The sequence below is a fragment of the Nocardioides pini genome (assembly GCF_026712185.1).
Classification (GTDB): Bacteria; Actinomycetota; Actinomycetes; order Propionibacteriales; family Nocardioidaceae; genus Nocardioides; species Nocardioides pini.
The window spans coordinates 181945-203904 of sequence record NZ_JAPPUX010000003.1 but is presented as its reverse complement, the minus strand read 5'-3'; the positions used below and the strand labels follow the sequence as shown (position 1 = coordinate 203904).

Below are 21960 nucleotides of genomic sequence, written 5' to 3'. Positions count from 1 at the left end.
CACGAGCCCACCCCGAGGAGCATCGATGCCTGTCACCCGAGGATTCCACCGCCGCCGTCCCGAGCCGGAGCGCGGCCGGCTCCCACCGGGCCAGTACGACACCGGCTCGTCGTGGCCGGTCCTGAGCGCCGAGGCCACGCCGCACCAGCCCGAGGAGTCGTGGACGTTCAGCATCGACGGCCTCGTCGAGTCGCCGCACACCTGGACCTGGCAGGAGCTGCAGGCCCTCCCGGGCTCGACCTTCTTCGGCGACATCCACTGCGTCACCACCTGGTCCAAGCTCGACACCACCTTCAGCGGTGTCAGCGTCGACGACCTGCTCGCGGTCGCGAGGCCGGACCCAGCGGCGGCCTTCGTCATGGCGCACTCGGTCACCGGCTACACGACCAACCTGCCGCTGGCCGACGTCACCGGCGGGCGCGCGTGGGTGGTGTGGAGCTTCGACGGCAAGCCGCTCCCCCGTCAGCACGGCGGGCCGCTGCGCCTGCTGGTGCCGCACCTCTACTTCTGGAAGTCGGCCAAGTGGCTCTCGCGGCTCGAGCTGATGGCGGAGGACCTGCCGGGCTTCTGGGAGCAGAACGGCTACCACGACCGGGGCGACCCGTGGCGCGAGCAGCGCTACCAGGGTGACGACTGACGTGGCGCCGGCACCCATGGCGGCCTGGAGCGACGGCCGCATCATCGAGAAGGACCAGCCGACCGCGAACACGGTCCGGTTGCGGTTGCACGTCGACGACCGGCCGCACCACCTGCCGGGGCAGCACTACATCCTCCGGCTGCGCGCGCCCGACGGCTACACCGCCCAGCGCTCGTACTCCCTCGCCTCCGACAGCGACGACCCGCTGCTCGAGCTCCTCGTCGAGCGACAGCCCGACGGGGAGGTCTCGGAGTTCCTCGCCGATGTCGCCGAGGTGGGCGACGTGCTGGAGCTGCGCGGGCCGATCGGTCGCTGGTTCGTCTGGGACACCAAGGCCCGCATCCTGTGCCTCGTCGGCGGCACCGGTGTCGTGCCGGCCGTCGCGATGGCACGCACCGCACGGCGCCTCGGTCGCACCGACCTGCTGCGCATCGCCGCGATGGGCCGGTCCCGCGACGACCTCGCCTACGCCGCCGAGCTCGAGCGTCACGGCGCGACCCTGGCCTTCACCCGGGCCGACGCCGACGGCCGGTCCGCCGGGCCGTTCACGGCAGACGAGCTGGCGCCGCTGGTCGACGGCGTCGACCTCGGCTACGTCTGCGGCTCGGCCCGCTTCGCGTCGTACGCCGAGGACCTGCTCGTCGCGTGCGGCCTCGACCCCGCGGCGATCCGGGTCGAGCGGTTCGGGCCGACGGGCGACTGACGCCCGCCGGTCTGCCGGAGGACGTCCGGCAGGACACGGAAGCCCGGTCGCCCACGAGTGGGCGACCGGGCCTCCACCAGGCAGTCCATCCCCCCGGATCGAGCGCCTGCGACCACGGTACAGCCGTGGTCGCGACGACGACAACGAACAGCGGCGCGATCTCGATCCGGGGGGAAACAAATCGCGCCGCTGCCCTCTCCCCTACAGCGTCGGGACGAGCAAGCCTGTTACGGGCTGGCAGGTATTCCTCGAGAAGGGCGGCCTCACCCCCGGCGGAGGATGCCGGCGCCCCGTGGGGTGCGACACGATCTGCCACCTCGGCGTCCCGCGACGGGTGCGGCGCGCGCCGGTGCCGAGAGGTGGGCGGATGGACGTCGAGACGGAGCTGCAGGCGCTCCTGATCGTCTCGATCGTCTCCTTGGCCGCGCCCTTCGTCAGCGCGTTCCTGGCGCGGCTGCTGGTGCCGCAGGTGGTGGTGCTGATCGTGGGCGGCGTGCTGATCGGCCCGCAGGTCGGTGGATTCGCGGAGCCGCAGTCCGTGGAGCTGGTCTCCAACGTCGGGCTGGGCTTCCTGTTCCTGCTCGCCGGCTACGAGCTGGAGCTCGACCACTTCCGCGAGCGGTCCGGGCGTCTCGCCGTGGCGGGCTGGACGGTCAGCGCGGTGCTCGCGATCGTCGTGACCGGGGCGTTGGCGGCGGTCGACCTGGTGAACGCCTTCGTCCCCGTCGCGCTCGCCCTCACCACGACGGCGCTCGGCACGCTGCTGCCGATCCTGCGCGACAACGACATGCTGGACGGGCCCCTGGGGCGGTTCATCATGCCTGCCGGAGCCGTGGGCGAGTTCCTGCCCATCGCCGGCATCGCGATCTTCCTCGGGTCGCAGGGTCGCCTGGCCGGCCTCATCTCGCTCGTCGCGATGTGCGCGGTGGCGCTGGGTCTCGCGTGGCTGCCCCGACTGGCCCGGCTGCCCCGGATCGCGGCGATCTCCCGCGAGGGCGAGCACGCAACGTCGCAGATCACGCTCCGGCTCACGCTGATGCTCCTCTTCGCCCTGCTCGTGCTGGCGGACGACGTCGGCATCGACGTGGTGCTCGGGGCGTTCCTCGCCGGAGTGATCCTGCGGCGGTGGGCCCCCGGTGACGTGGCGGCGCTGGAGGACAAGCTGGACGCCGTCGGGTACGGGTTCTTCATCCCCGTCTTCTTCGTCTCGTCCGGCATGAGCCTGGACCTGGCCTCGATCGGGGAGGCTCCGCTGCGTCTGGTCGCCTTCTTCGTGCTGCTGCTGGCGGTGCGTGGACTTCCGTCGATGGTCCTCTACCGCCACGACCTGACCGTGCGCCAGCGCGTGCAGATGACGCTGCTCACCGCGACCTCGCTCCCACTCCTGGTGGCGCTCGCCAGTGTTGGCCTCGACAGCGGCCACATGCTCCCGGAGAACGCAGCGGCGCTGGTCGGCGCCGGCGTGCTGTCGGTGATGTTCTTCCCGGGCCTGGCCGTCGCCCTCGACCGCGGCGCGGCTCGGGTCGCGCCGTCAGCCAGGTCCTCTGCCGGGTAGGCCGCCAGAGGCTCCGCTCGCGCCTGCGCATCGACTCACACGATATGAGTGAGGCGCACCCGGGCCCCGGCGACGTGCAATGGGTCCGTGACCTCGACGCACGCTGATGCCTCTCCGCCCCCGTCCGGGGGCGACGGCCCCGCTCCGGCCCCCTCGACGGGGATCGCCGGACAGCTCGCCCGGGAGACGCTGCGTCGGCCGTGGTACGCGCAGGTCGTCTCGTTCGTGGTGTCGGTGCTGTTCATCGTGCCGGCGGTGTGGCTGTGCGACTGGCTCCTGCCGGGGTTCCACGTCGAGGAGCCCGTGGGTCCGATCGTCTTCGCTGCCGTGCTGGCGCTCGTGGGGGTCGTGCTCCAGCCCCTGCTCGTCGCGGCGGCGGTCCGACTCGGGTGGGCGGGGGTCCTGGTGCTCGCGTTCGTCGGCCAAGCCGTCGTCGTGCTGGTCACCGGGGCTGTCCTACCACCCGTCACGATCGACGACTTCTGGACCGCCCTCGTCGTGGTCGTCGCGGTCGGCCTGGTCAGCACGGTGCTGGGGTGGTTCGGCAGCGCCGGGACCTCACAGGTGCTGGTCTCGAGACTTGTCTCGTCGGCGCGCCGCCGCCCGGCGAAGCTGGCCGATCCGGACACCGAGGGGGTGGTGTTCGTGCAGCTGGACGGCGTCCCGTTCCCCGTCCTCCAGATGGCGATCACGGCCGGCACGGTGCCGACGTTGACCCGCTGGGTCCGGTCGGGAAGCCACCGCCTGCACGAGTGGACCCCCAAGCTGCCCGCCACGACACCCGCGAGCCAGATGGGGATCCTGCACGGGGTGATCGACGGGATCCCCGCGTTCCGCTGGTACGACCGTGCGAACGACCGGGTGATGGTGGCCAACAAGCCCGCGGACGCAGCCGTCATCGAGGCCGACCTGACCACCGGCAAGGGGCTCCTGGTCGACGACGGGGTCAGCATCAGCAACCTGTTCACCGGTGACGCCCCGTCCGCGGTGCTCACCATGAGCCGCCGCGTCCGTGGCGCCGAGGCCGCCAGGCGCGCCGTCGCCGAGTTCGTCATGTCGCCGTCGGGGCTGACCCGGGCCATCTCACGGTCGGTGTCGGAGCTGGCGCGCGACCGCTTCCAGGCCAGGCGCGGCATCCGTCGGGACGTCCAGCCACGCTGCGAGCGCACGTGGGAGACCGCACTGCTGCGCTGCGTCACCAACGGCGCGCTCCGCGACCTCAACACGATCCTGGTCGCCCAGCACATGCTGAGCGGCACCAAGTCGATCTACGTCGACTTCGTGGACTACGACGAGATCGCGCACCACGCCGGCATGCTGCGTCCCGAGAGCCTCGAGGCGCTCGAGGCGGTCGACGGCGTGCTGCGCCAGCTGGAGACGGTGGCGAGCGCGGCGCCGCGCAGGTACCGGTTCGTCGTGCTCTCCGACCACGGCCAGGCCCAGGGCGCGACGTTCGCCGACCGGTACGACGAGGACCTGGCGACGCTGGTCTCGCGGCTGGCGCAGTCGGACGTGGCCGCGTCCGACGACGACGTGGAGGGCTGGGGACGCACCCGGGCCCTGGTCGGCGAGCTCTCGACGTCCGGCGGCGTCACCGGCAGGACCATGGAGTCGGCGGGCAGGGCCATGGACAAGGGGCACCACAACGAGCCCGACGCCGTGTCGGCCGCGAAGCCGCGAGGAGATGCGACCGCGCGGAGGAGCACCACGCAGGACGAGACCTTCCACGTGTTCGGCTCGGGCAACCTCGGGCTCATCTACGTGCGCGGCGAGAAGGAGCAGCTGACCCGCGCCGAGCTGTCCCGCCGCTTCCCGGCGCTGGTCCCCGGGCTGGCCGCCCACCCCGGCGTGGGCTTCGTCGTCGTCATGGACGACGACGGGCCGGTGGCCCTGGGTGCTGCCGGGCTGCACCGGCTCGACGACGGCACGGTGGAGGGCGAGGACCCGCTCCTGCCGTTCGGGCCGCTCGCCCCCGAGTTCGTCCGCCGCGTCGCCCACCGCCCCGAGGCACCGGACATCTACGCCAACAGCCTCCTCGACCCCGGGACCGAGGAGGTGGCCGCGTTCGAGGGGCTCGTGGGGTGCCACGGCGGCCTGGGCGGCTGGCAGGACCGCGCCTGCGTCGTCGTGCCGACCGACCTCCCGTTCCCCGAGGAGCGGGTGATCGGGGCGGACGCGTTGCACGTGGCCCTGCGCGACATCCTCCGCCACCTCGGCCACCGGCGCGGCATCACCGAACCCGGCACCGAGCCGGGCACTGATCCGGCCGCGCCGGCCGACGCCGCCCCCGTCGCCACTCGGAGCGACGAGCAGCTCGTGCCTGACGAGTGAGCCAGGAGGTTCACGAAGGCTCTGGTTCGTCCTCCACCGTGGCGTCGATCAGCGGGGCCACCCAGGCGGCCCGCGGGTCGGAGTCGAGGAAGATCGCTCGCATGAGGAGCGTCATGGGCACCGCGAGCAGCGCGCCGAGGGCTCCGAGGAGGAACGTCCACACGACCAGCGACAGGAAGGTGATCTCGGCACTGAGCCCCACCGAGTTGCCGACGACGCGGGGCTGGATGAAGGTCTGGATGGTGACGTTGAGGACGCTGTAGACCAGGACCACCCACAGCAGGCCTTCCCAACCGTCGTCGAGCAGCGCCAGGAAGGCCGGCGGGATGACGCCGATGACGAAGCCGATGTTGGGGATGAAGTTCGTGAGGAACGAGAAGAAGCCCCACACCAGCGGCAGGGGGACACCAAGCAACCACAGGGCGCCGGCGTCGAGCACACCGACGATCGCGCCGAACAGCGCGGACATCAACAGGTAGGTCTGCGAACCGCTCACGAAGGTGCCGAGGGCGGCGGCGAGCCCCGGCTTCGAGCGCCGCAGGGCGGTGACGCGCGGACCGAAGCCGGCGATGGCGACCACGAAGAAGAACATCAGCGTCACCAGGAAGAACAGGAAGCCGAGGAACCCGAAGGTCGCCTCGACGAGCCCGGCGACGTAGCCCGCCAGCTTCGTCGGGTCCAGCTTCGAGAGTGCTGCGCTCGTGGAGCTGGTGTCGAGGCCCAGGTTCGCGAGCCCGTCCTCCACGTTCGTGGTGAGGTCCTTCGCCTGCTTGGCGTACGACGGCAGCAGGTCGGCGAACTTGATCAGGCACACGGCGGTGCCGACCACCATCACCAGCAGGATGAGGTACGCGCCGGCCAGGGCCGCCAGCGTGGCGCACCAGCCCGGCCAGCCGTGCTTCTTCGTCCATCGGTGGATCGGCAGCACCGCGATCGTGAGCACGAGGGCGAGCACCGCCGGCGCGATGATCCCCGCCGCCGCCTTGATCCCGATACCCAGGGCGACGACGCCGACGACGCCGAGCAGCACCACGACCGAGCGCGGCAGCGTCGGGCTCCGGGCACCGTCGTCCGTCACGGATCGGCCTCGAGCGGCAGTCGGCGGCGGTCGCATGGGCTCACCATAGGTAGCGCGTCGACCCGCCTGCATCATCCGGAAATGGTGAGGCGGAGCGGCCGACGGAGTGCCACGGTGAGCGCAAGAATCGGCCGCCCCACGCCTACCGAGGGGCGGCTGCGGCCCGATCAGACAAGGCCCGGAGCCACCATGGGGTTGATCTTCGCGATCTTGATGATGGGACTCATGGCGAGCCTGTCGCCGGCCACCATCGTGGTGTTCATCCTGGTGCTCGCCACGGCCAGGCCACGGACCAACGCGACCGCGTTCCTCGTGGGCTGGGCGATCTCGCTGGTCGTCGTCTTCTCCCTCAGCTACGCCGTCGGCTCCTCACGCACCGCCCAGCAGGGCACGGGGCGGACGGGGCTCGTGGTGCTCGAGCTGCTGGCAGGCCTCGCCCTGGTGGGTGCGGGCGTCCGCCAGTGGCGGCGTCGGGGAGTCCTGCCCGCAGACTCGGACGGGTGGGGGTCGAAGAAGGTGCTCGGCCGCCTGGACAACCTCAGCCCGCGCGGCGCATCCGTGCTCGGCGTCATCAAGCAACCGTGGGCGATCACGACGGCAGCGGCGATCTACCTGGCGCACCACCACGTGCAGGGCTTCCTCACCCTGATCGCGTTCGCGTGCTTCACGGTTGCCTCCACAGCCAGCGTCGGACTGATGTACCTCTTCTACGCCAGGCGGCCCGGCGAGGCCGAGGCGTACCTGGCGCGGCTCCGGGACCGCGCGATCGCCTCCGGCCCGACGGTGTTCGCGGTGGCGGCCGTGGCGATCGGCGTCTTCCTGGTCGTCGACGCCGTCAGGGACCTGACCGGGTCGTGACGGCCGGCGGCCGGGTCAGGACGCGGAAAGAGCCCGCAGGTCAGGCGACCTGCGGGCTCTTCGTCATCTGGTGGAGCTGAGGGGATTCGAACCCCTGACCTTCTCATTGCGAACGAGACGCGCTACCAACTGCGCCACAGCCCCATGCGCCCGGAGGCGCGACGCCAAGATACACGAGCGGTTCGCCGCCCACCCAATCGCCCTGGCGTCCGGCGGACCTCGACCCGAGTCGGGCTCAGGCGCCGCTGGCGCGGCGGGTCTCGCCGGCCTCCCGCGCCGCCTTGGCGGACTGCTCGGCCGAGCGGGCGAGGGCGGAGTCGCCGTCGTGGTGGCCGCTCGACCAGACCCCGGTGGAGTCGAGGTCGATCGTGGAGACCGTACGCCGCTGGGCGGCCGGCTTGCTGACGTAGGTCGGCAGGGTGGTGGGCACCATGTCCCAGCCGCCGACCACCGGCACCTCGCCGGTGACCACGGCCGGGGCGTCGGCGGCCGGCGAGGTCGCCGCCTGCGCGGGCTCGGCCGGCGTGTCGGGGACGCGGGGCTGCGGCGGGGTCACCGTGATCTCGCCGGTCAGGTCGGACTCGTCGAGCTCCTCCTCGACGACCGGCGGGACGCCGATCTCGATGGCGGAGCGGGAGGCGCGCTGGCGGCGCTCGGCGCGGACCGACACCCGGCAGGCCACCAGCCAGACGACGAGGACCGCGACCGGTGCGGCGACCCACGGCCAGGCGACGACCTTCGCGACGGCGAGGCCGACCACGACGGCGTTGGCGAGCAGGACAAGAGCGAGGACGTTGCGGCGGCGCTTCGCGGCCCGGCGGGCGGACGCCCGCTCCGCGGCAGGCGACAGCGGGCGGGACGGCGTACGGCCCGTGGAGACGGTGGCGGTGACCTCGCGGGTCACCTCGGTGGTGACGACGGCGCTGCTGGTCGAGGTCGTGACGACCTCGGGCTCGGCGTGGGCCTTGGTCTCCACCGGCGGGCGCAGCGCGGCGCGGATCGGCGAGATGACCAGGCGGGCGTTGCGGCGGTCGACGGGCTCGCGCCGGGCCAGGACGCGCATCGTGTGGGAGAACTTCTCGACGGAACGGCTGCGGACGACCTCGTCGTGGTGCTTGAGGGCCTTGGGGATCAGGTAGACGGCCCACGCCACGGCAAGGGCGACGAAGATGAGAGCGCTCAGGTCCACGCTCGAAGCGTAGGAGCGGTGGGCGCGGGCGGGGCGGATGTCAAGTGGTGTGTCGCAGAACTACTGGTGTGACTGGTGTGTCTCGAGCCGTGCCACCACCCCTTCGGGGACCTCCTCGGCGGTCACGGCGAAGATCCGGTGGTCACGCCAGGCGCCGTCGATGTGCAGGAACCGCGGCGCGTAGCCCACCTGCTCGAGGCCGAGCTTCTCCACCACCCGCAGGGAGTTGGTGTTCTCGGGCCGCACGCAGATCTCCACGCGGTGCAGGCCGACCGGTCCCAGGCAGTGGTCGATCACCAGCGCGACCGCCCGGGGCGCGACCCCGCGCCCGGCGACCTCGGCGGCGACCCAGTAGCCGATGGAGCCCCACTGCGCCGAGCCGCGCGCCACGTTGCTCACCGTGACCTGGCCGGCGAAGCGGCCGCCGACCTCGATGACGAACGGAAGGCACTGGCCCAGCTTGGCCTGGTGGAGCAGGGACCGCGTGACGACCCGGTACGACGACGGGCGGGGCGCGGCGCCGGGTGGCACCGTGGCGTCCCACGGCCGCAGCCACTCGTGGTTGCGCGCGCGCACGGCCTGCCACTCGTCGGCGTCGGACCTGCGCAGCGCGCGGACCACCACGCCCTCGGACTCGAGCCGGGCGGGCCAGCCGGGCGCCGGGCTAATGGTCGCTCCCGACGACCTGCTCCACGGCGTGGCGCACGACGGGCTCGAGGACGCCCAGGCCGTCCTTCACTCCCCCGCGGGAGCCGGGGAGGTTGACGACCAGGCAGTCGCCGGCGATCCCGGCGAGACCGCGCGAGAGCATCGCGGTCGGGACTCCCTTGGCCACCCCGGCCGCGCGGATCGCCTCGGCGACGCCCGGCACCTCGCGGTCGAGCAACGGGGCGGTGGCCTCCGGGGTGCGGTCGGTGGGCGTGAGCCCGGTGCCGCCGGTGGTGAGCACGAGCCGGGCGCCCGCGGCGACGGCCGCCGCGATCGCGTCGCGCACCGGGTCGCCGTCGGGCACCACGACCGGGTCGTCGCACGCGAAGCCCTGCTCGCGCAGCCACGCCGCGATCAGCGGGCCGGTCTCGTCGGCGTACGTCCCCGCCGCGGCGCGGTTGGACGCGACGACCACCGCCGCCAGGAGGCTCATCGCGTCCAGTCCCCCGAGCGGCCACCGCTCTTGCTCTCGACGCGGATGTCGGTGATCGTCGCGGCCTTGTCGACCGCCTTGACCATGTCGACCACCGTGAGCGCGGCGACCGACACGGCGGTCAGCGCCTCCATCTCGACGCCGGTGCGGTCGGTGGTGCGGACGGTCGCGCTGATGTCGACCGACTCGTCGGTGACCTCGAGGTCGACGCTCACGCCGGAGATCGCGAGCGGATGGCACAGCGGGACCAGCGCGGGCGTCTGCTTGGCGCCCATGATCCCCGCGATGCGGGCCACCGCCAGCGCGTCGCCCTTGGGCACGCCCTCGCCGCGCAGCAGCTCGACCACGGCGGCGCTGACGAGCACGCGACCGGTCGCGGACGCCGTACGGGTGGTGACGGGCTTGTCGCCGACGTCGACCATGCGGGCGGCGCCGTGCTCGTCCACGTGGGTGAGCCGTCCCGGCTGGTCCTCCATCAGAACTCCTCGTCGAGCCTGCGGATGGCGACCATCTCGCCGGCGGGGATCGCGGTCGTGTCGGCGGGCACCTCGATGAGGCAGTTGGCCGTGGCGAGGTCACCGATGAGGTGCGAGCCGTGGCCGCCGACGGGCGAGACGAAGCTGCCGCCACGGTCGGTCTCGTAGTGGCCGCGCACGAGCTGCACCTTGCCCTCCGGAGACGACAGCCCGTGGGTGAGGCGGGCGCGCCCGGCGGGCCGGACGTAGGGCAGCTTGCCCATCATCCGGCGGATCGCCGGCAGCACGAACATCTCGAACGAGACGTAGGACGAGACCGGGTTGCCGGGCAGGGTGAAGACCGGGGTGTCGTCCTCGCCGACGGTGCCGAAGCCCTGCGGCTTGCCGGGCTGCATCCCGACGCCGCCGAACCACATCGTGCCGTGGTAGGACAGCGACTCCTTGACGACGTCGAAGTCGCCCTCGCTCACGCCGCCGCTGGTGACGACCAGGTCGGCGCGGACGAGCTGGTCGCTCAGCGCCTCGGTGAACGCGTGCGCCTCGTCGGGCACGATGCCGACGCGGTAGGCGATCGCGCCGGCCGCGCGGGCGGCGGCGGCCAGGAGGTAGGAGTTGCCGTCGTAGATCGAGTCGCGGCCCAGCGGCGTGCCGGGGTCGCGCAGCTCGGAGCCGGTGGAGATGACCACGACCCGCGGGCGGGGCCGCGTGCGGACGGTCGCGCGACCGACGGCGGCGAGCATGCCGAGGTGGCGCGGCCCGAGGACCGTGCCCTCCTCCAGCAGCATGTCGCCCTCGGTGATGTCGTCGCCGGTCGGCCGGATGTGCTGCCCGGGCGCCGCCGGGCGGTCGATGCGGACCTGGGCGACGCCGCGGTCGGTCCACTCGTAGGGCACCACCGTGGTGGCACCGGCCGGCACCGGGGCGCCGGTCATGATCTTGACCGCCGTGCCGGGCGACAGGGCCAGGATCGACGACTGGCCGGCACCGATCTCGCCGACCACGGGGAGGGTGACCGGGGCGTCCTCGGTCGCGGCGGCGACGTCCTCGGCGACCACGGCGTAGCCGTCCATCGCGGAGTTGTCGAAGCTCGGCAGCGAGATCGGCGCGACCACGTCCTCGGCCAGCGCCAGCCCGAGCGCCTCCATCAGGGGCTGCGGGAAGGCCGGCAGCGGGGAGATCGTGGCGAGGATGCGCTCGACGTAGTCGGCAACGGGCAGCAGGTCAGCCATCGCTGTCCTGGGCCGGGTCCTGGCTCAGCACCGTGCCGCCCTCGACGCGCTGGGCGGCCGAGGCCTCCAGCGCGACGTCACCGACGACGCGCACGCCCTTGCCGAAGGTCCAGTCGCCCTCGACGGTGAACGACTCGGCCTCCCGCAGCGACGGGGCGCCCTCGGGGAAGCGCTTGTCGAAGTCGCCGACCAGCTTGTAGAAGGTGCCGTCGAGCGACACGAACGGCACCTCGTCGCCGGCCTGGTCGAGCACGAAGTCGCGGCCGAGGTCGTAGACGTCGGAGCGCAGCACGAGCAGGTCGTCGGTCGTCTTGACCGGGACGAAGCGGTCGCGACCCACCTCGATCGTGAGCGCACCCTCGAACACCTCGATCGCCGCGCCCATCGCGGTCTCGATCTGGATGACCTCCGGGGTGGAGCTGTCGGCCGGGTCGAGGTGCTTGACGTTCTTGATCAGCGGCAGGCCGAGGATGCCGCCACGGGCGTCGAGCGCCTCGACCATCGCCTGCAGGTCGAACCACAGGTTGTTGGTCGAGCAGAACTGGTGACGGCTGAGGTCGGCGAGCGCCTCCTTGTCGGCGTCGAGCGTCTGCGCGGACTCGCGGAGCACGATGCGGCCGTCGGCCTTGCGGCGGGCGAAGTGCCCGCCCTTGCGGTCCGACGGCGTACGACGCACGGCCTCGATCGCGAACGGCGCGCCGCTCTGGGCGAACCAGCCGGCCACCCGCGCGTCGGGGACCGCGCCGAGGTTGTCGGAGTTGGAGACGAAGACGTAGCGGTAGCCCGCGTCGAGGAGCCGCGCCAGCAGGCCGGTGCCGCGCAGCGCGGTGTAGATGTCGCCGTGGCCGGGCGGGCACCACTCGAGGTCGGGCTGCTTCGGGTAGGACGCGGGCATCAGGTCGGCGGCGAGGAGCTTGGGCTCCTTGTTCTGCAGGAACTCCAGCGGCAGGCCCTCGACCGGCAGGTCCTCGTAGCGCGCGAGGGCGGCCATCGTGTCGGCCGAGGTGCGGAAGGAGTTCATGAACAGCAGCGGCAGCGTGGCGTCGTACTGCCGGCGGAGGTGCAGCACCTGCCGGGCGATGATGTCGAGGAAGCTCAGGCCGCGGCGCACGCACAGCAACGACTTCGCACGCTCCATGCCCATCGACGTGCCGAGACCGCCGTTGAGCTTGATGACCGCCGTCTTGCGGATGGCCTCCGCTGCGGTCTCCTCGTCGACCTCGACGTCGGCCAGCGACTCCATGTCGAGCGGCTCGATGGTGGCCTCGGGGATCATGCCGGTCTCGCCGTGCTCGAGGAGACGGTAGTAGTGCGCGAACGTGTCGACGGCGACGTCGTCGACCCCGGCCTCGCGCATCTTCTGGCGCGCGAGCTCGAGGCCCTGCGGATTGCCCTTGCTTGCCATGGTTCGATCGTAGGCTGCCGGTGTGGGACCGGGACACTCGGCGGCCAAGACCGCCCTGCGCGACCAGGTGCTGGCCGCCCGCAAGCGGCGTCCGCTCGAGGCTGCCGCGGGGTTCGCGGCGTCCGTCGCCGACGTGGCGCTCGGCTGGGAGCCGGTCCGTTCGGCTGCCACGGTCGCGGCCTACGTGTCCGTGGGGAGCGAGCCCGGCACCGGCCTGCTCCTCGACGCGCTGGCCGCGGCCGGCAAGCGCGTGCTGCTGCCGGTCGTGCTGCCCGGCCTCGACCTCGACTGGGCCACCTACACCGGCCGACCGGGCCTGGCGCCCGCCGCGCGCGGGCTGCTGGAGCCCACCGGTCCGCGGCTCGGGCGCACGGCGATCGCGCAGGCCGACGTCGTGCTCGTGCCCGGCACGGCGGTGTCACCGGTCGGCGCGCGGCTCGGCCAGGGTGGCGGGTGCTACGACCGCGCCCTCCCCCGCGTCCTGCCCGGCACCCCCGTCGCCGTGGTGCTGTACGACGACGAGGTCGGGCTCGACGTGCCCGCCGAGCCCCACGACGTACGGGTCGGCTTCGCCCTGACGTCGACCGGGGTGAGACCGCTTGGCTCCCTGGAGTCACCGGATATCCGGTGACCGACCTGGTTACAGGTAGAGATCTCTACCTATAACCAGGGATCTCACCGGATATCCGGTGACCGCCGGGACGCGCAGGTGGGACTCACCCCGCCGGCGTGAGGACCAGTCGGTCCTCCGCGGCGGCCTCGACGGCCCCGCGGGTGTAGGCCCAGGGCAGGGTCTCGCCGTCGACCCAGAGCTCGGTCTGGTCGGAGTAGTGCGACGAGGCCGGGTGGCCGGAGACGCCGGTGAGGTTGATCCACCGCGAGTCGTCCCAGTCGGCGAGCGAGACGACCATCCGCATGGAGGGCGCGGCGGTGACCTCGAAGCCGTCGACGGCGTTCCACGACGTGGCGTCGACGATGGACGAGCCGCCGCCCACCTGCCAGCCGTCGCGGTTGAAGAGGCGCTCGACCGGCGCGACGCCCGACTCGCCGAGGGTGGGGCTGTGGAGGTTCATCCGGTGCAGGCGCCCCCACTCCCACAGGCGGGGGTCGCGTGACTGGCGCCGGGTCATCTCGTCGCGGGCGTCGATGAGTGAGGCCCGGAGGATGTCGTCGCGGGTCTCCACCGTGTCGTCGGTGCGGACGTCGTCCCACCACGGGCCGGCGGGCTCCGACAGCATCTGGCTGACCACGCGGAACCACCGGTCGCCACCGTCGGGCCAGGTGCGCTGCCGCAGGTCGTCGTGGAAGGTCTTGTCGAGGATCGTGCGCCACACGACGTTGAAGTAGGCCGCGGCCGGGCTGTCGGCCGGGGAGGAGAAGTCCCAGTCGCGCAGCAGGTTCTGGGCGTTGCGGTAGTAGGGGGACGGCAGCGCCTCGACGTCGAGGAGGTAGGGCACGAGGGTCTCGGCCATCGGGTTCGTCGAGTCGAGCTGGAGCCCGGCCATCTCGGAGACGGACAGCTCGCCCTCGGCCTCGAGCACCTCGCGGATGCGCGTCGAGCGGTAGCCGTAGTCCCAGTCCTTCGTCAGGAGGTAGGGGTACCGCTCGTCGATGACGGCTTGGTTGGCCGTGGCGATGAAGCCCTCCTCCGGGTCGAGCACGCTCGGCAACCCGTCGAAGGGGATGTAGTCGCCGGTCCAGTCGTTGGCGCTGACCCAGCCCTCCACCGGCATCGTGCCGTCGTTGCCGGCCCGTCGGATCGGGATCCGGCCGGGCGACTGGTAGCCGATGTGGCCCTCGCGGTCGGCGTAGACGAGGTTCTGCGCCGGCACGGAGAAGTCGGCGGCGGCCGCACGGAACGAGTCCCAGTCCGAGGCGCGGTTGAGGGCGAGGATCGCGTCGGCCGTCGGCGCCGGCTCGAGGGCCGTCCACGCCAGCGCGACGGCGTACCCGCTCCCCCGCTCGCCCGGCTCGTCGGTCGGCGCGTTGGCGCCGACGGTCGCGAACTCCGACGAGACGTCGCTGATCAGCGGACCGTGGACCGTCTCGCGCACCCGCAGCTCGACGTCGTCCTCGCCGCGCACCTTGATCGTCTCGGTGCGCACCTCCATCGCCTCGGTCGCGCCGTCGCGGACGTAGCGGTCGTCACCCTCGGTCTGCTCGAGGAAGAGGTCGGTGACGTCGGGGCCGAGGTTGGTCATGCCCCACGCGATGTCGGCGTTGTGGCCGATGATGACGCCGGGCACCCCGGAGAACGTGAAGCCCGCCGTGTCGAGCGTGCAGTCGCTCGCCTGCTCGCGGCAGTGCAGGCCCATCTGCATCCAGATGCCGGGCTGGCTGGTGCCGAGGTGCGGGTCGTTGGCGAGGATCGGCTTGCCGGTCGCGCTGTGGTCGCCGTCGACGACCCACGAGTTGCTGCCGATCCCGCGCCCCTTGCCGATGAGCTCGGGCATCGCGTCGAGCCGGTCGCGCACCCGCTCGAGGGCGGCGACGACACCCGGGGCGTACGCCGGGCGGCGCGGGTTGCGGGTCGCGTTGCCGGTCGCGTTCTGCTCGAAGACGCCGTCGACGACACCACCGCCGCCGACGATCGGCGGATGCTGGTCGAAGGGGTAGTCGGGCCACAGGTCGGCGATCTCGTCGTCGGTGTGGTCGAGCGAGAGCAGCACCCGGTCGACCTCGGCGTCCATGTTGCCGCGCAGGTCCCACGCCATCGCCTTGAGCCACGCCAGCGAGTCGACCGGCTCCCACTCCGCCGGCGTGTAGTCGAGGCCGGTGAGCCCCAGCACGCTGTACTCCGCCGCGAGCTGCAAGGGGCTGCGGTCGGCGAGGTAGGCGTTGACCCCGGCGGCGTACGCCGTCAGCGCGTCGCGGGTCGCGGGCTCGAGGAGGGCCCACTCGCGCTCGGCGACGCGTCGCCAGCCCATGGTGCGGATGAAGCGGTCGGTCTCCAGGGTGTCGGGGCCGAAGATCTCCGAGAGCCGGCCCGCGGTGACGTGGCGACGGACGTCCATCTCGAAGAAGCGCTCCTGCGCGTGCACGAAGCCCTGGGCGAACATCAGGTCGGCGTCGGTGTCGGCGTAGACCCGCGGGATGCCGTGGCCGTCGCGCACCACCTCGACGCTCGCGGACAGGCCGGGCACCTCGATCTCGCCGTCGGTCTGCGGCAGCGGGCGGCGTACGACGACCACGACGGCCACGGCGAGCACCAGCAGCAGCACCACGAGGCCCAGCGCGATCCAGGCCGTCCACCGCACCGCGCGCGGCGCCCGCCTGAAGGCCTGCCAGCGCGAGCCGCGCCCGGAGCCCTCGGCCGGGTCGGCCTGCCCGGTCGCGGCGGGCGAGGTGGGGGGCGGGGTGGTGGGAGAGGTGGCGGGAGAGGTGGCGGGCGCGTCGGTGGCGTCGGAGGTGTCGGCAGGCTCGGTCATCGCTCGACCATTGTGCCGTACCATTGGCAGTCGAAGGGCCCGAGTGCCAGCGCGTCGCGCCGGCCCGGCCGATCCCGCACCACCGTCGCTGTCAGAGGACCCACATGCCGACCTACCAGTACGCCTGCACCGAGTGCGGCCACTCCTTCGAGCAGTTCCAGAGCTTCAGCGAGGACGCCCTGACCGTCTGCCCCGAGTGCGACGGCCGGCTGCGCAAGCTGTTCAACGCCGTCGGCGTGGTCTTCAAGGGCTCGGGCTTCTACCGCACCGACAGCCGCTCGAGCGCCAGTTCCTCGGCGCCGGCGTCCTCGTCCGCCGACTCCAGCGCCTCGTCGACCCCGACCCCGTCGACCAGCTCGTCGAGCTCGTCGTCCAGCTCGTCGTCCAGCTCGTCGGACTGACCGACCGCCCCGTCGCCGGTCGAGGAGGTCGCGCAGCGACCGTCACGAGACCCCCTGTGGACAGGCTGAGCGGGAGCCGGCCGCCCGGGCCTAGCGTCGGTGCATGTTCCCGGGACTCCCACCGGCCAGGCGTCGGCTGCGCGCCGTACGCCACCAGCTGCGGCGCCGTCGTCGGCTGATCGCCTTCGCGCTCACCGCCGTCGCCGCCCTCGCCGCGCTGCGCACCCTCGCCCCGCCGCCGGCCGAGACCGTCGAGGTGCTGGTCGCCGCGCGCGACCTGCCTTCGGGTGCGCTCCTCGCCGGCGACGACGTCGTCGCCCGTGACTGGCCGGCCGACCTCGTGCCGGCCGAGGCCGCGACGGCCCCGACCGGGCGGGTGCTGGCGGCGCCGATCGGCCGCGGCGAGGTCGTGACCGACGTACGCCTCGTCGGGCCGGGCCTGGCGCTCGCGCAGCCCGGGGAGACGATCGTGCCGGTCCGACTGCCCGACGCCGGCATGGCCACGCTGCTGCGCGCGGGCGACACGGTCGACCTCCTCGCCACCGACCCGGGCACCGGCGAGGCCTCCCTCGTGGCCCGTGACGTCACGGTCCTCGCGACCCCGACGGGGGTGCCCGAGGGACCGGCCGGCGGATCCGGCGGTGCGCTGGTCGTGGTCGGGGCGACGGCGGCCGAGGCGACGACGATCGCCGGCGCGTCGCTCACGAAGTACCTCACCGTGTCGTGGAGCCGCTAGCGTGAAGACCGTTCACTCGTCCGTGGCTCCTCTCGGGGCCCCAGCAGAGAGAGATCCAGCAATGAGCGGCTTCAAGGCATTCGTCCTCAAGGGCAACCTCATCGAGATCGCCACCGGCCTGATCATGGCCCTGGCCTTCGCTGCGGTCGTCACCACCTTCACCGCCTGGCTCACCGGACTGCTGCCCGACAGCTCCGACCTGTTCTCCACCGAGGAGCAGAGCTTCGGCGCGTTCCTCAACGCCCTGATCTCGTTCCTCATCATGGGCGCGGTCGTCTACTTCTTCATCGTGCTGCCCTACACGAAGGCGCGCGAGCGGTTCTTCCCCACCGAGGAGGCCGGCGCGGCGCCCGACGTCGCGCTCCTCGAGGAGATCCGCGACCTGCTCCGCGCCCGCGGCGGCGCCGCCTGACCCGCGCCCGCCGACGGCTTCGTCCGGCCCGTCCCCGACCGGGGGCGGGCCGTTCGTCGTCTCCGGGGGCGCCTGCGGAGCGGTGCGTGAGCCACCTTCGACGGCGTACGAATGTGGGTGGGCCACCGCCCGTCGGCGCAACCGCCGTGACACGCCGCCCGGCGGTGCGTGAGCCACGTTTGACGGCGTACGAATGTGGGTGGGCCACCGCTCGAGACGGCGGCGCACCCGGCACCGGGTCTTCAGCCGTGGTGCGGCGGCACCTGGTCGCGGTACCAGTCGTCGCCCTTGCCCGAACGGTCCTCGCGCGGGTCGCGGTCGTCGCTCGTCTGGTCGGGCGTGGTGTCGCCGAACACCTCGGCCAGCCGGCGCCGGCGTTGCCACTCGGCCTCGCGCTCGGCCTTGCGCTCGGCCTCGCCGACCTCGCCGGGCTCAGGAGGGGTGTCGGGATCCACGGGCGTGGGTCAGGCGCAGACGCCCGGGACGGGGTCGGGCTCCGTCGTGGCGGGCGCCTCGGGCGTGGCGGTGTCGCTCGGCGAGGCCGTCTCGGACGGGGTCTCCGAGGGCGTCTCGGACGGGGTCTCGGACGGCGTCTCCGACGGCGTCTCGGAGGGGCTCTCGCCGGCGCTCGGCGAGGGGGTCTCCGACGATCCGGGCGGTCCCTCGGCGCTGACCGAGTTGCCACCGAGGAGCCGCGGCGGGATCACCTTGTCCTCGTTGATGAGCTTCCAGATCTGCTCGGCCTCGGGCGTCCAGTAGACCTTGCCCCAGAACGGCGAGTCGCGCGGGTAGTACTCGGTCGGCAGGGTCACGAACCGGACCTTGTCGAGACCGATGTTCTGCAGCTGCATCGCCACCTTGCCGAGGCGGGTGACGGAGGCGAACTCCTCGTCGGTGGTCAGCGACTTGGTGGCGGCGTCGAGGAACTTCACGACCTTGTCGAGCCGCGTGAGGGTGCCGGCCGACTGCACCTCGCGGACGAGGGCGCCGATGAACTCCTGCTGGCGCCGGATGCGGGAGAGGTCGTTCTGCTGGAGCTGCTCGCCGACGTAGCGGGCGCGGACGTAGTCGAGCGCCTCGTCGCCGGAGAGGACGGACGGGTTGCCCTTCGGGACGAAGATCTGGTGCTCGCGGTCGACGATGTCCTCGGGCACGCAGACCGGGACGCCGCCGACGGCGTCGACCATGTCGCCGAAGCTGGCGAAGTCGACGACGATGAAGTGGTCGACGTAGATGCCGGTGGTGGTCTCGAGCTGGTCCAGGGTGCAGACCGGGCCGCCCTCGCTGTAGGCGGCGTTCCACATCACGTCGGTCGCGGCGGGTGACTCGCCGTCGTTGCACTCGGGACGGTCGATGATCGAGTCGCGCGGGATCGAGACGGCGTACGCCCGGCTGCGGTCGGCGGAGAGGTGCACGAGGATGGTGGTGTCGGAGCCGCCGCCACCCTCCTGGTCGATGCCGCAGCCCTCGCAGTCGCGCGAGTCGGAGCCCATCACGAGGATGTTGAGCGGCTCGCCGTTGCCGGTGTAGACCTTCTCCGGACGCTCCTCGTCGCCGAGGGCGTCGAGCGACAGGCCCTCGATGTTGCCGTTGAGGTGGCGGATGAAGTAGACGGTGCCGAGCCCGGTGATGAGCGCCAGCACGAGCGCACTGATCAGGACCACGCGGCCCACGGTGTGCTTGCGGGCGGCCTTCCCACGGCGTTTGGGGGTGCCGTCGGACGGCTCAGGGCGCGGCTCGTCCGACACGGGCTCACCTTCGTTGGGGTGGGGAGGGGCTGACCGGACTGAACTTACTTCACTCCGGCAAGATTTCCGCTCCCGTCGAGCACCAGCCACGCCGAGGCAGGCGCCCTGCTGATGCCCGACGGCGTACGACGTCGTGGCAGGATACTTCCCGCTGCGCCACCTCGCGTGCCGCGGCACCGCCCCAGTAGCTCAGTGGATAGAGCAGCCGCCTCCTAAGCGAAAGGTCATAGGTTCGACTCCTATCTGGGGCACATGGCTCGGCCCCTGACCTGCTGTGATGCGGGTCAGGGGCCGTTGTCGTTCCCCGTCTAACGGTGCCGATCCCGCGGAAACCCCGCGGAAACCCCCCACAACGCGCGGACGACCGTCCTCAGTCGTTGGACGACGCGGGCACGAAGCGGGCCGTGATGTGCCGCGTGTCCGGCCCCACGGTGGCGCGCTCGACGTAGTGGCGGCGCGTGACGGCCTCGGACCCGTGGCCGAGCTGGGCGGACGCCGTGCGGAGGTCGGCCTCGCGCTCGATGACAGTCGCGACGGTCTTGCGGAACGTGTGCGGCCGGACCCAGCCGAGGTCCACCTTGTCGAGGATGCGGCCGAGGGTCGTGCGGACGTTCCCCGGCTCGCGGACCGTCCCGGCCTGCGAGGGAAACACGAGGTCCTCGACGTTGCCGTGCGTCATCGCCACCCGGCGGCGCATGAACGCCTCGACCCCGAACGCGGGCAGGAGGTACGTCTGCTCCTTCTTGCCCTTCGTGAACGGCTGGCGGGCCATGCGCGAGGGGGTCACGGTGTCGTCGCGGATGATCGTCCCGCACACGGTCACCGTCCCGGCCTCCAGGTCGACGTCGGACCACCGGATAGCCAAGACCTCGCCGATGCGGATACCGGTCGCCAGCATCACGTCCACGATGTCGAGCAGGTCGTCGGCCCGGGACCGTCCCCGGAGGACGCGCTCGCCCGGGATGATCGGCTCCCCGGCGACGTACGCGGCGACGGCGGAGCGGGCGGTCGACACCTGCTCGAACGTCATCGCCCGGACGGGCTTCGAGTCGACGTGCACCTTGGCGATGTCGCGGACGGGGTTCGTAGCGGCGGCCCCGTGGCGGACGGCGAGGCCCATGACCCCGGAGAGGATGGACGTGCACAGCTTGGCGGTGGCCGGGCCGACGTCGGCCGTCACGTTCTTCACGAACCGGTCGAGCCGGGTGACCGTGGCCTCGCGGACCCGCAGCGACCCGACAGCGGGCGCGATGTGGTCGTGGATGACCTCGCGGTAGCGGCGACGCGTCGTGATGGACAGCGGGCGCGCACCGGTCGACCGTTCGGCGAGCCACACGGCGGCCACGTCGCGCACGAGCGACTCGCCCGTGATGGCGTCGGCGGCCGGGGTGGTCCGTTCGGTGAGGTAGGTGGTGAGGGCGTTGCGGGCCGCGCCCTTCGTCTTGCCGGTGCGCTCCACTTCCCGGGTCACTCCGTCGAGGTCGCGGAACCGTGTCCGGGCACGGAACCCGGACCCGGCGGGGACGACGTGCACCGCGCCCCAGGTCCCGACGGGCAGAGGTGGCCTAGCCATTCTTCTTCGCTTTCGCCTGCGACCGCACGGCGGCGTCGATCATCGCGGCAATGGTCTCAAGGGTGGTCTCGTCTAGGAGCGCGAGTTGGCTCGCGATGAGCTCGATGCGTGCGTTCTGGCCGCCCTCGCTCTCGTCGCTAATACCGGCGGTCACCATCGCCGCGCGGCGCACGACGGGTAGCGGCAGGCGAAGGCCCTCGGCCAACTTCACAAGCGTCTCGCCGCGGACTTGGTGCCGCGAGGCGGGGTCCGCCAACTGGCCGATCTTGGCCTTAGACAGACCGGACCGCTTGGCGATGTCCATGTATGACGCGCCCGTGTTGTCCTGCTCGCGACGGATCAGCGCCGCGAGGTTGAGGGTGGGCGGGAGGTCGGTGCTCATGTTTCAAGGTCCTGTCTTCCGTAGGTAGTGGGGGGGACCGGGGCCGTTCCTTGACCCCGCCCTACGAGTCTAGGGGTTATAGACGGTGCCCGTCTAGTGATTGACGACACGCGGCGCACCTAGTTTGGACATTGCCGATTCCTTGACGTACGTTCGTCGGCACATCGTCTAATCGTTGTGGACGAACGGACAACGGAAGGAGCACCATGAGCACCACCGCACCCCTCCCCCACGGGGTCGCCGTCGTCGTGACGCGCGGCCCGGGCGTCGTGGACGAGGCCATTGACAAGGCGGGGCTGTCGATCCGCGCGCTGGAGGCCGTCACCGGCGTCTCGCGGTCGACCATCAGCAACGTCGCCGCGAAGCCCGCGTACGGCATCGCCAAGGACAAGGCCGAGCGCATCGCGGACGCCCTCGGGGTCGAGGTCAACGACCTCTTCATGCACCGGGACGGCGCACCGCTCGCCACCGCATGACGGCGGGCTTCGTCGGGGTCGACCACCTGCTGACGCCGACCGCGACGGCCGAGCGCCTCGCCGTGTCGACGTGGACGGTCGCCCGCCTCCGCCGCGACGGCCACCTGGCCGCGGTTCGCGTCGGCGGTTCGTGGCGGTTCGACCCGGCCGACGTGGCGGCCTACATCACCAAGAACAGGAGCGAAGGATGACATCGAAGGAA

The 21960-nt window shown here is 72.2% G+C and carries 23 protein-coding genes and 2 tRNA genes; 12 read left to right on the top strand and 13 right to left on the bottom strand.

Annotated features, from left to right (window positions below):
- The first annotated feature begins 25 nt into the window (after window positions 1-25).
- From NYO98_RS10760 to NYO98_RS10745, 4 genes are all read left to right on the top strand, one after another.
- Window positions 26-637, top strand: coding sequence for a sulfite oxidase-like oxidoreductase (locus NYO98_RS10760; RefSeq protein WP_268111668.1), 612 nt, complete (start codon window positions 26-28; stop codon window positions 635-637).
- Window positions 627-1340 (top strand): FAD-binding oxidoreductase, encoded by a 714-nt coding sequence (locus NYO98_RS10755; RefSeq protein ID WP_268111667.1) that lies wholly within the window; start codon window positions 627-629, stop codon window positions 1338-1340. Before NYO98_RS10760 ends, NYO98_RS10755 begins: the two co-directional genes overlap by 11 nt.
- 367 nt (window positions 1341-1707) lie before the next feature.
- Window positions 1708-2895, top strand: coding sequence for a cation:proton antiporter (locus NYO98_RS10750; protein WP_268111666.1), 1188 nt, complete (start codon window positions 1708-1710; stop codon window positions 2893-2895).
- Window positions 2896-2982: 87 nt separating this feature from the next.
- Window positions 2983-5226 carry a phage holin family protein gene (locus tag NYO98_RS10745; RefSeq protein ID WP_268111665.1) on the top strand — a complete coding sequence of 748 codons (2244 nt, stop codon included), beginning with the start codon at window positions 2983-2985 and terminating at the stop codon, window positions 5224-5226.
- A gap of 10 nt (window positions 5227-5236) precedes the next feature.
- On the opposite strand, the gene NYO98_RS10740 is transcribed toward NYO98_RS10745, so the two are convergent.
- The gene (locus NYO98_RS10740; RefSeq protein ID WP_268111664.1) at window positions 5237-6304 is read right to left on the bottom strand and encodes an AI-2E family transporter; all 1068 of its coding nucleotides are present in this window, start codon (window positions 6302-6304) and stop codon (window positions 5237-5239) included.
- Window positions 6305-6493: 189 nt separating this feature from the next.
- Between NYO98_RS10740 and NYO98_RS10735 the strand changes: the two genes are divergently transcribed.
- Window positions 6494-7162, top strand: coding sequence for a GAP family protein (locus tag NYO98_RS10735; protein ID WP_268111663.1), 669 nt, complete (start codon window positions 6494-6496; stop codon window positions 7160-7162).
- Window positions 7163-7230: 68 nt separating this feature from the next.
- On the opposite strand, the gene NYO98_RS10730 is transcribed toward NYO98_RS10735, so the two are convergent.
- The 7 genes from NYO98_RS10730 to NYO98_RS10700 all read right to left on the bottom strand — a co-directional run bounded on the left by NYO98_RS10730 (window position 7231) and on the right by NYO98_RS10700 (window position 12602).
- Window positions 7231-7306, bottom strand: a tRNA-Ala gene (locus tag NYO98_RS10730).
- Between the two features lie 91 nt (window positions 7307-7397).
- Window positions 7398-8351, bottom strand: coding sequence for a divisome protein SepX/GlpR (gene sepX, locus NYO98_RS10725; RefSeq protein WP_268111662.1), 954 nt, complete (start codon window positions 8349-8351; stop codon window positions 7398-7400).
- Window positions 8352-8411: 60 nt separating this feature from the next.
- Window positions 8412-8975 (bottom strand): GNAT family N-acetyltransferase, encoded by a 564-nt coding sequence (locus NYO98_RS10720; RefSeq protein ID WP_268111661.1) that lies wholly within the window; start codon window positions 8973-8975, stop codon window positions 8412-8414.
- 40 nt (window positions 8976-9015) lie between these two features.
- Window positions 9016-9492, bottom strand: a complete 477-nt coding sequence (locus tag NYO98_RS10715) for a MogA/MoaB family molybdenum cofactor biosynthesis protein (RefSeq protein WP_268111660.1) — start codon at window positions 9490-9492, stop codon at window positions 9016-9018.
- Window positions 9489-9968 carry a cyclic pyranopterin monophosphate synthase MoaC gene (gene moaC, locus NYO98_RS10710; protein WP_268111658.1) on the bottom strand — a complete coding sequence of 160 codons (480 nt, stop codon included), beginning with the start codon at window positions 9966-9968 and terminating at the stop codon, window positions 9489-9491. The genes NYO98_RS10715 and moaC overlap by 4 nt, the downstream gene beginning before the upstream one ends.
- Window positions 9968-11197 carry a molybdotransferase-like divisome protein Glp gene (gene glp, locus NYO98_RS10705; RefSeq protein WP_268111657.1) on the bottom strand — a complete coding sequence of 410 codons (1230 nt, stop codon included), beginning with the start codon at window positions 11195-11197 and terminating at the stop codon, window positions 9968-9970. The genes moaC and glp overlap by 1 nt, the downstream gene beginning before the upstream one ends.
- Window positions 11190-12602, bottom strand: coding sequence for a UTP--glucose-1-phosphate uridylyltransferase (locus tag NYO98_RS10700; protein ID WP_268111656.1), 1413 nt, complete (start codon window positions 12600-12602; stop codon window positions 11190-11192). Before NYO98_RS10700 ends, glp begins: the two co-directional genes overlap by 8 nt.
- A gap of 22 nt (window positions 12603-12624) precedes the next feature.
- Between NYO98_RS10700 and NYO98_RS10695 the strand changes: the two genes are divergently transcribed.
- Window positions 12625-13233: a 5-formyltetrahydrofolate cyclo-ligase gene (locus tag NYO98_RS10695; RefSeq protein ID WP_268111655.1), complete on the top strand. Its 609-nt coding sequence runs from the start codon at window positions 12625-12627 to the stop codon at window positions 13231-13233.
- Between the two features lie 85 nt (window positions 13234-13318).
- Here the strand turns inward: NYO98_RS10695 and NYO98_RS10690 are convergent, their stop codons facing one another.
- Complete coding sequence (locus NYO98_RS10690) at window positions 13319-16030, bottom strand: penicillin acylase family protein (protein WP_268111654.1); 2712 nt, start codon at window positions 16028-16030, stop codon at window positions 13319-13321.
- 104 nt (window positions 16031-16134) lie between these two features.
- Here NYO98_RS10690 and NYO98_RS10685 point away from each other — a divergent pair, with 104 nt between their 5' ends.
- From NYO98_RS10685 to NYO98_RS10675, 3 genes are all read left to right on the top strand, one after another.
- Window positions 16135-16431: an FmdB family zinc ribbon protein gene (locus NYO98_RS10685; protein WP_268111653.1), complete on the top strand. Its 297-nt coding sequence runs from the start codon at window positions 16135-16137 to the stop codon at window positions 16429-16431.
- A gap of 103 nt (window positions 16432-16534) precedes the next feature.
- Window positions 16535-17167, top strand: a complete 633-nt coding sequence (locus NYO98_RS10680) for an SAF domain-containing protein (RefSeq protein WP_268111652.1) — start codon at window positions 16535-16537, stop codon at window positions 17165-17167.
- A 61-nt stretch (window positions 17168-17228) separates the two neighbouring features.
- Window positions 17229-17579, top strand: a complete 351-nt coding sequence (locus NYO98_RS10675; protein WP_268111651.1) for an MscL family protein — start codon at window positions 17229-17231, stop codon at window positions 17577-17579.
- Between the two features lie 242 nt (window positions 17580-17821).
- Here NYO98_RS10675 and NYO98_RS10670 read toward each other — a convergent pair whose 3' ends face one another.
- Window positions 17822-18034, bottom strand: a complete 213-nt coding sequence (locus tag NYO98_RS10670; RefSeq protein WP_268111650.1) for a hypothetical protein — start codon at window positions 18032-18034, stop codon at window positions 17822-17824.
- A gap of 9 nt (window positions 18035-18043) precedes the next feature.
- Window positions 18044-19243 carry an LCP family protein gene (locus NYO98_RS10665; RefSeq protein WP_268111648.1) on the bottom strand — a complete coding sequence of 400 codons (1200 nt, stop codon included), beginning with the start codon at window positions 19241-19243 and terminating at the stop codon, window positions 18044-18046.
- A 262-nt stretch (window positions 19244-19505) separates the two neighbouring features.
- On the opposite strand from NYO98_RS10665, the gene NYO98_RS10660 reads away from it, so the two are divergent.
- Window positions 19506-19578 (top strand) — tRNA-Arg (locus tag NYO98_RS10660).
- Between the two features lie 119 nt (window positions 19579-19697).
- Here the strand turns inward: NYO98_RS10660 and NYO98_RS10655 are convergent.
- Complete coding sequence (locus NYO98_RS10655; protein WP_268111647.1) at window positions 19698-20798, bottom strand: site-specific integrase; 1101 nt, start codon at window positions 20796-20798, stop codon at window positions 19698-19700.
- Window positions 20799-20892: 94 nt separating this feature from the next.
- A complete protein-coding gene (locus NYO98_RS10650) occupies window positions 20893-21282 on the bottom strand; it encodes a hypothetical protein (RefSeq protein ID WP_268111646.1) in 390 nt (129 codons plus the stop codon).
- Between the two features lie 206 nt (window positions 21283-21488).
- Here NYO98_RS10650 and NYO98_RS10645 point away from each other — a divergent pair, with 206 nt between their 5' ends.
- Window positions 21489-21758, top strand: a complete 270-nt coding sequence (locus NYO98_RS10645; protein ID WP_268111645.1) for a helix-turn-helix domain-containing protein — start codon at window positions 21489-21491, stop codon at window positions 21756-21758.
- Window positions 21755-21949 (top strand): helix-turn-helix domain-containing protein, encoded by a 195-nt coding sequence (locus tag NYO98_RS10640; protein WP_268111644.1) that lies wholly within the window; start codon window positions 21755-21757, stop codon window positions 21947-21949. The genes NYO98_RS10645 and NYO98_RS10640 overlap by 4 nt, the downstream gene beginning before the upstream one ends.
- Window positions 21950-21960 lie beyond the last annotated feature (11 nt).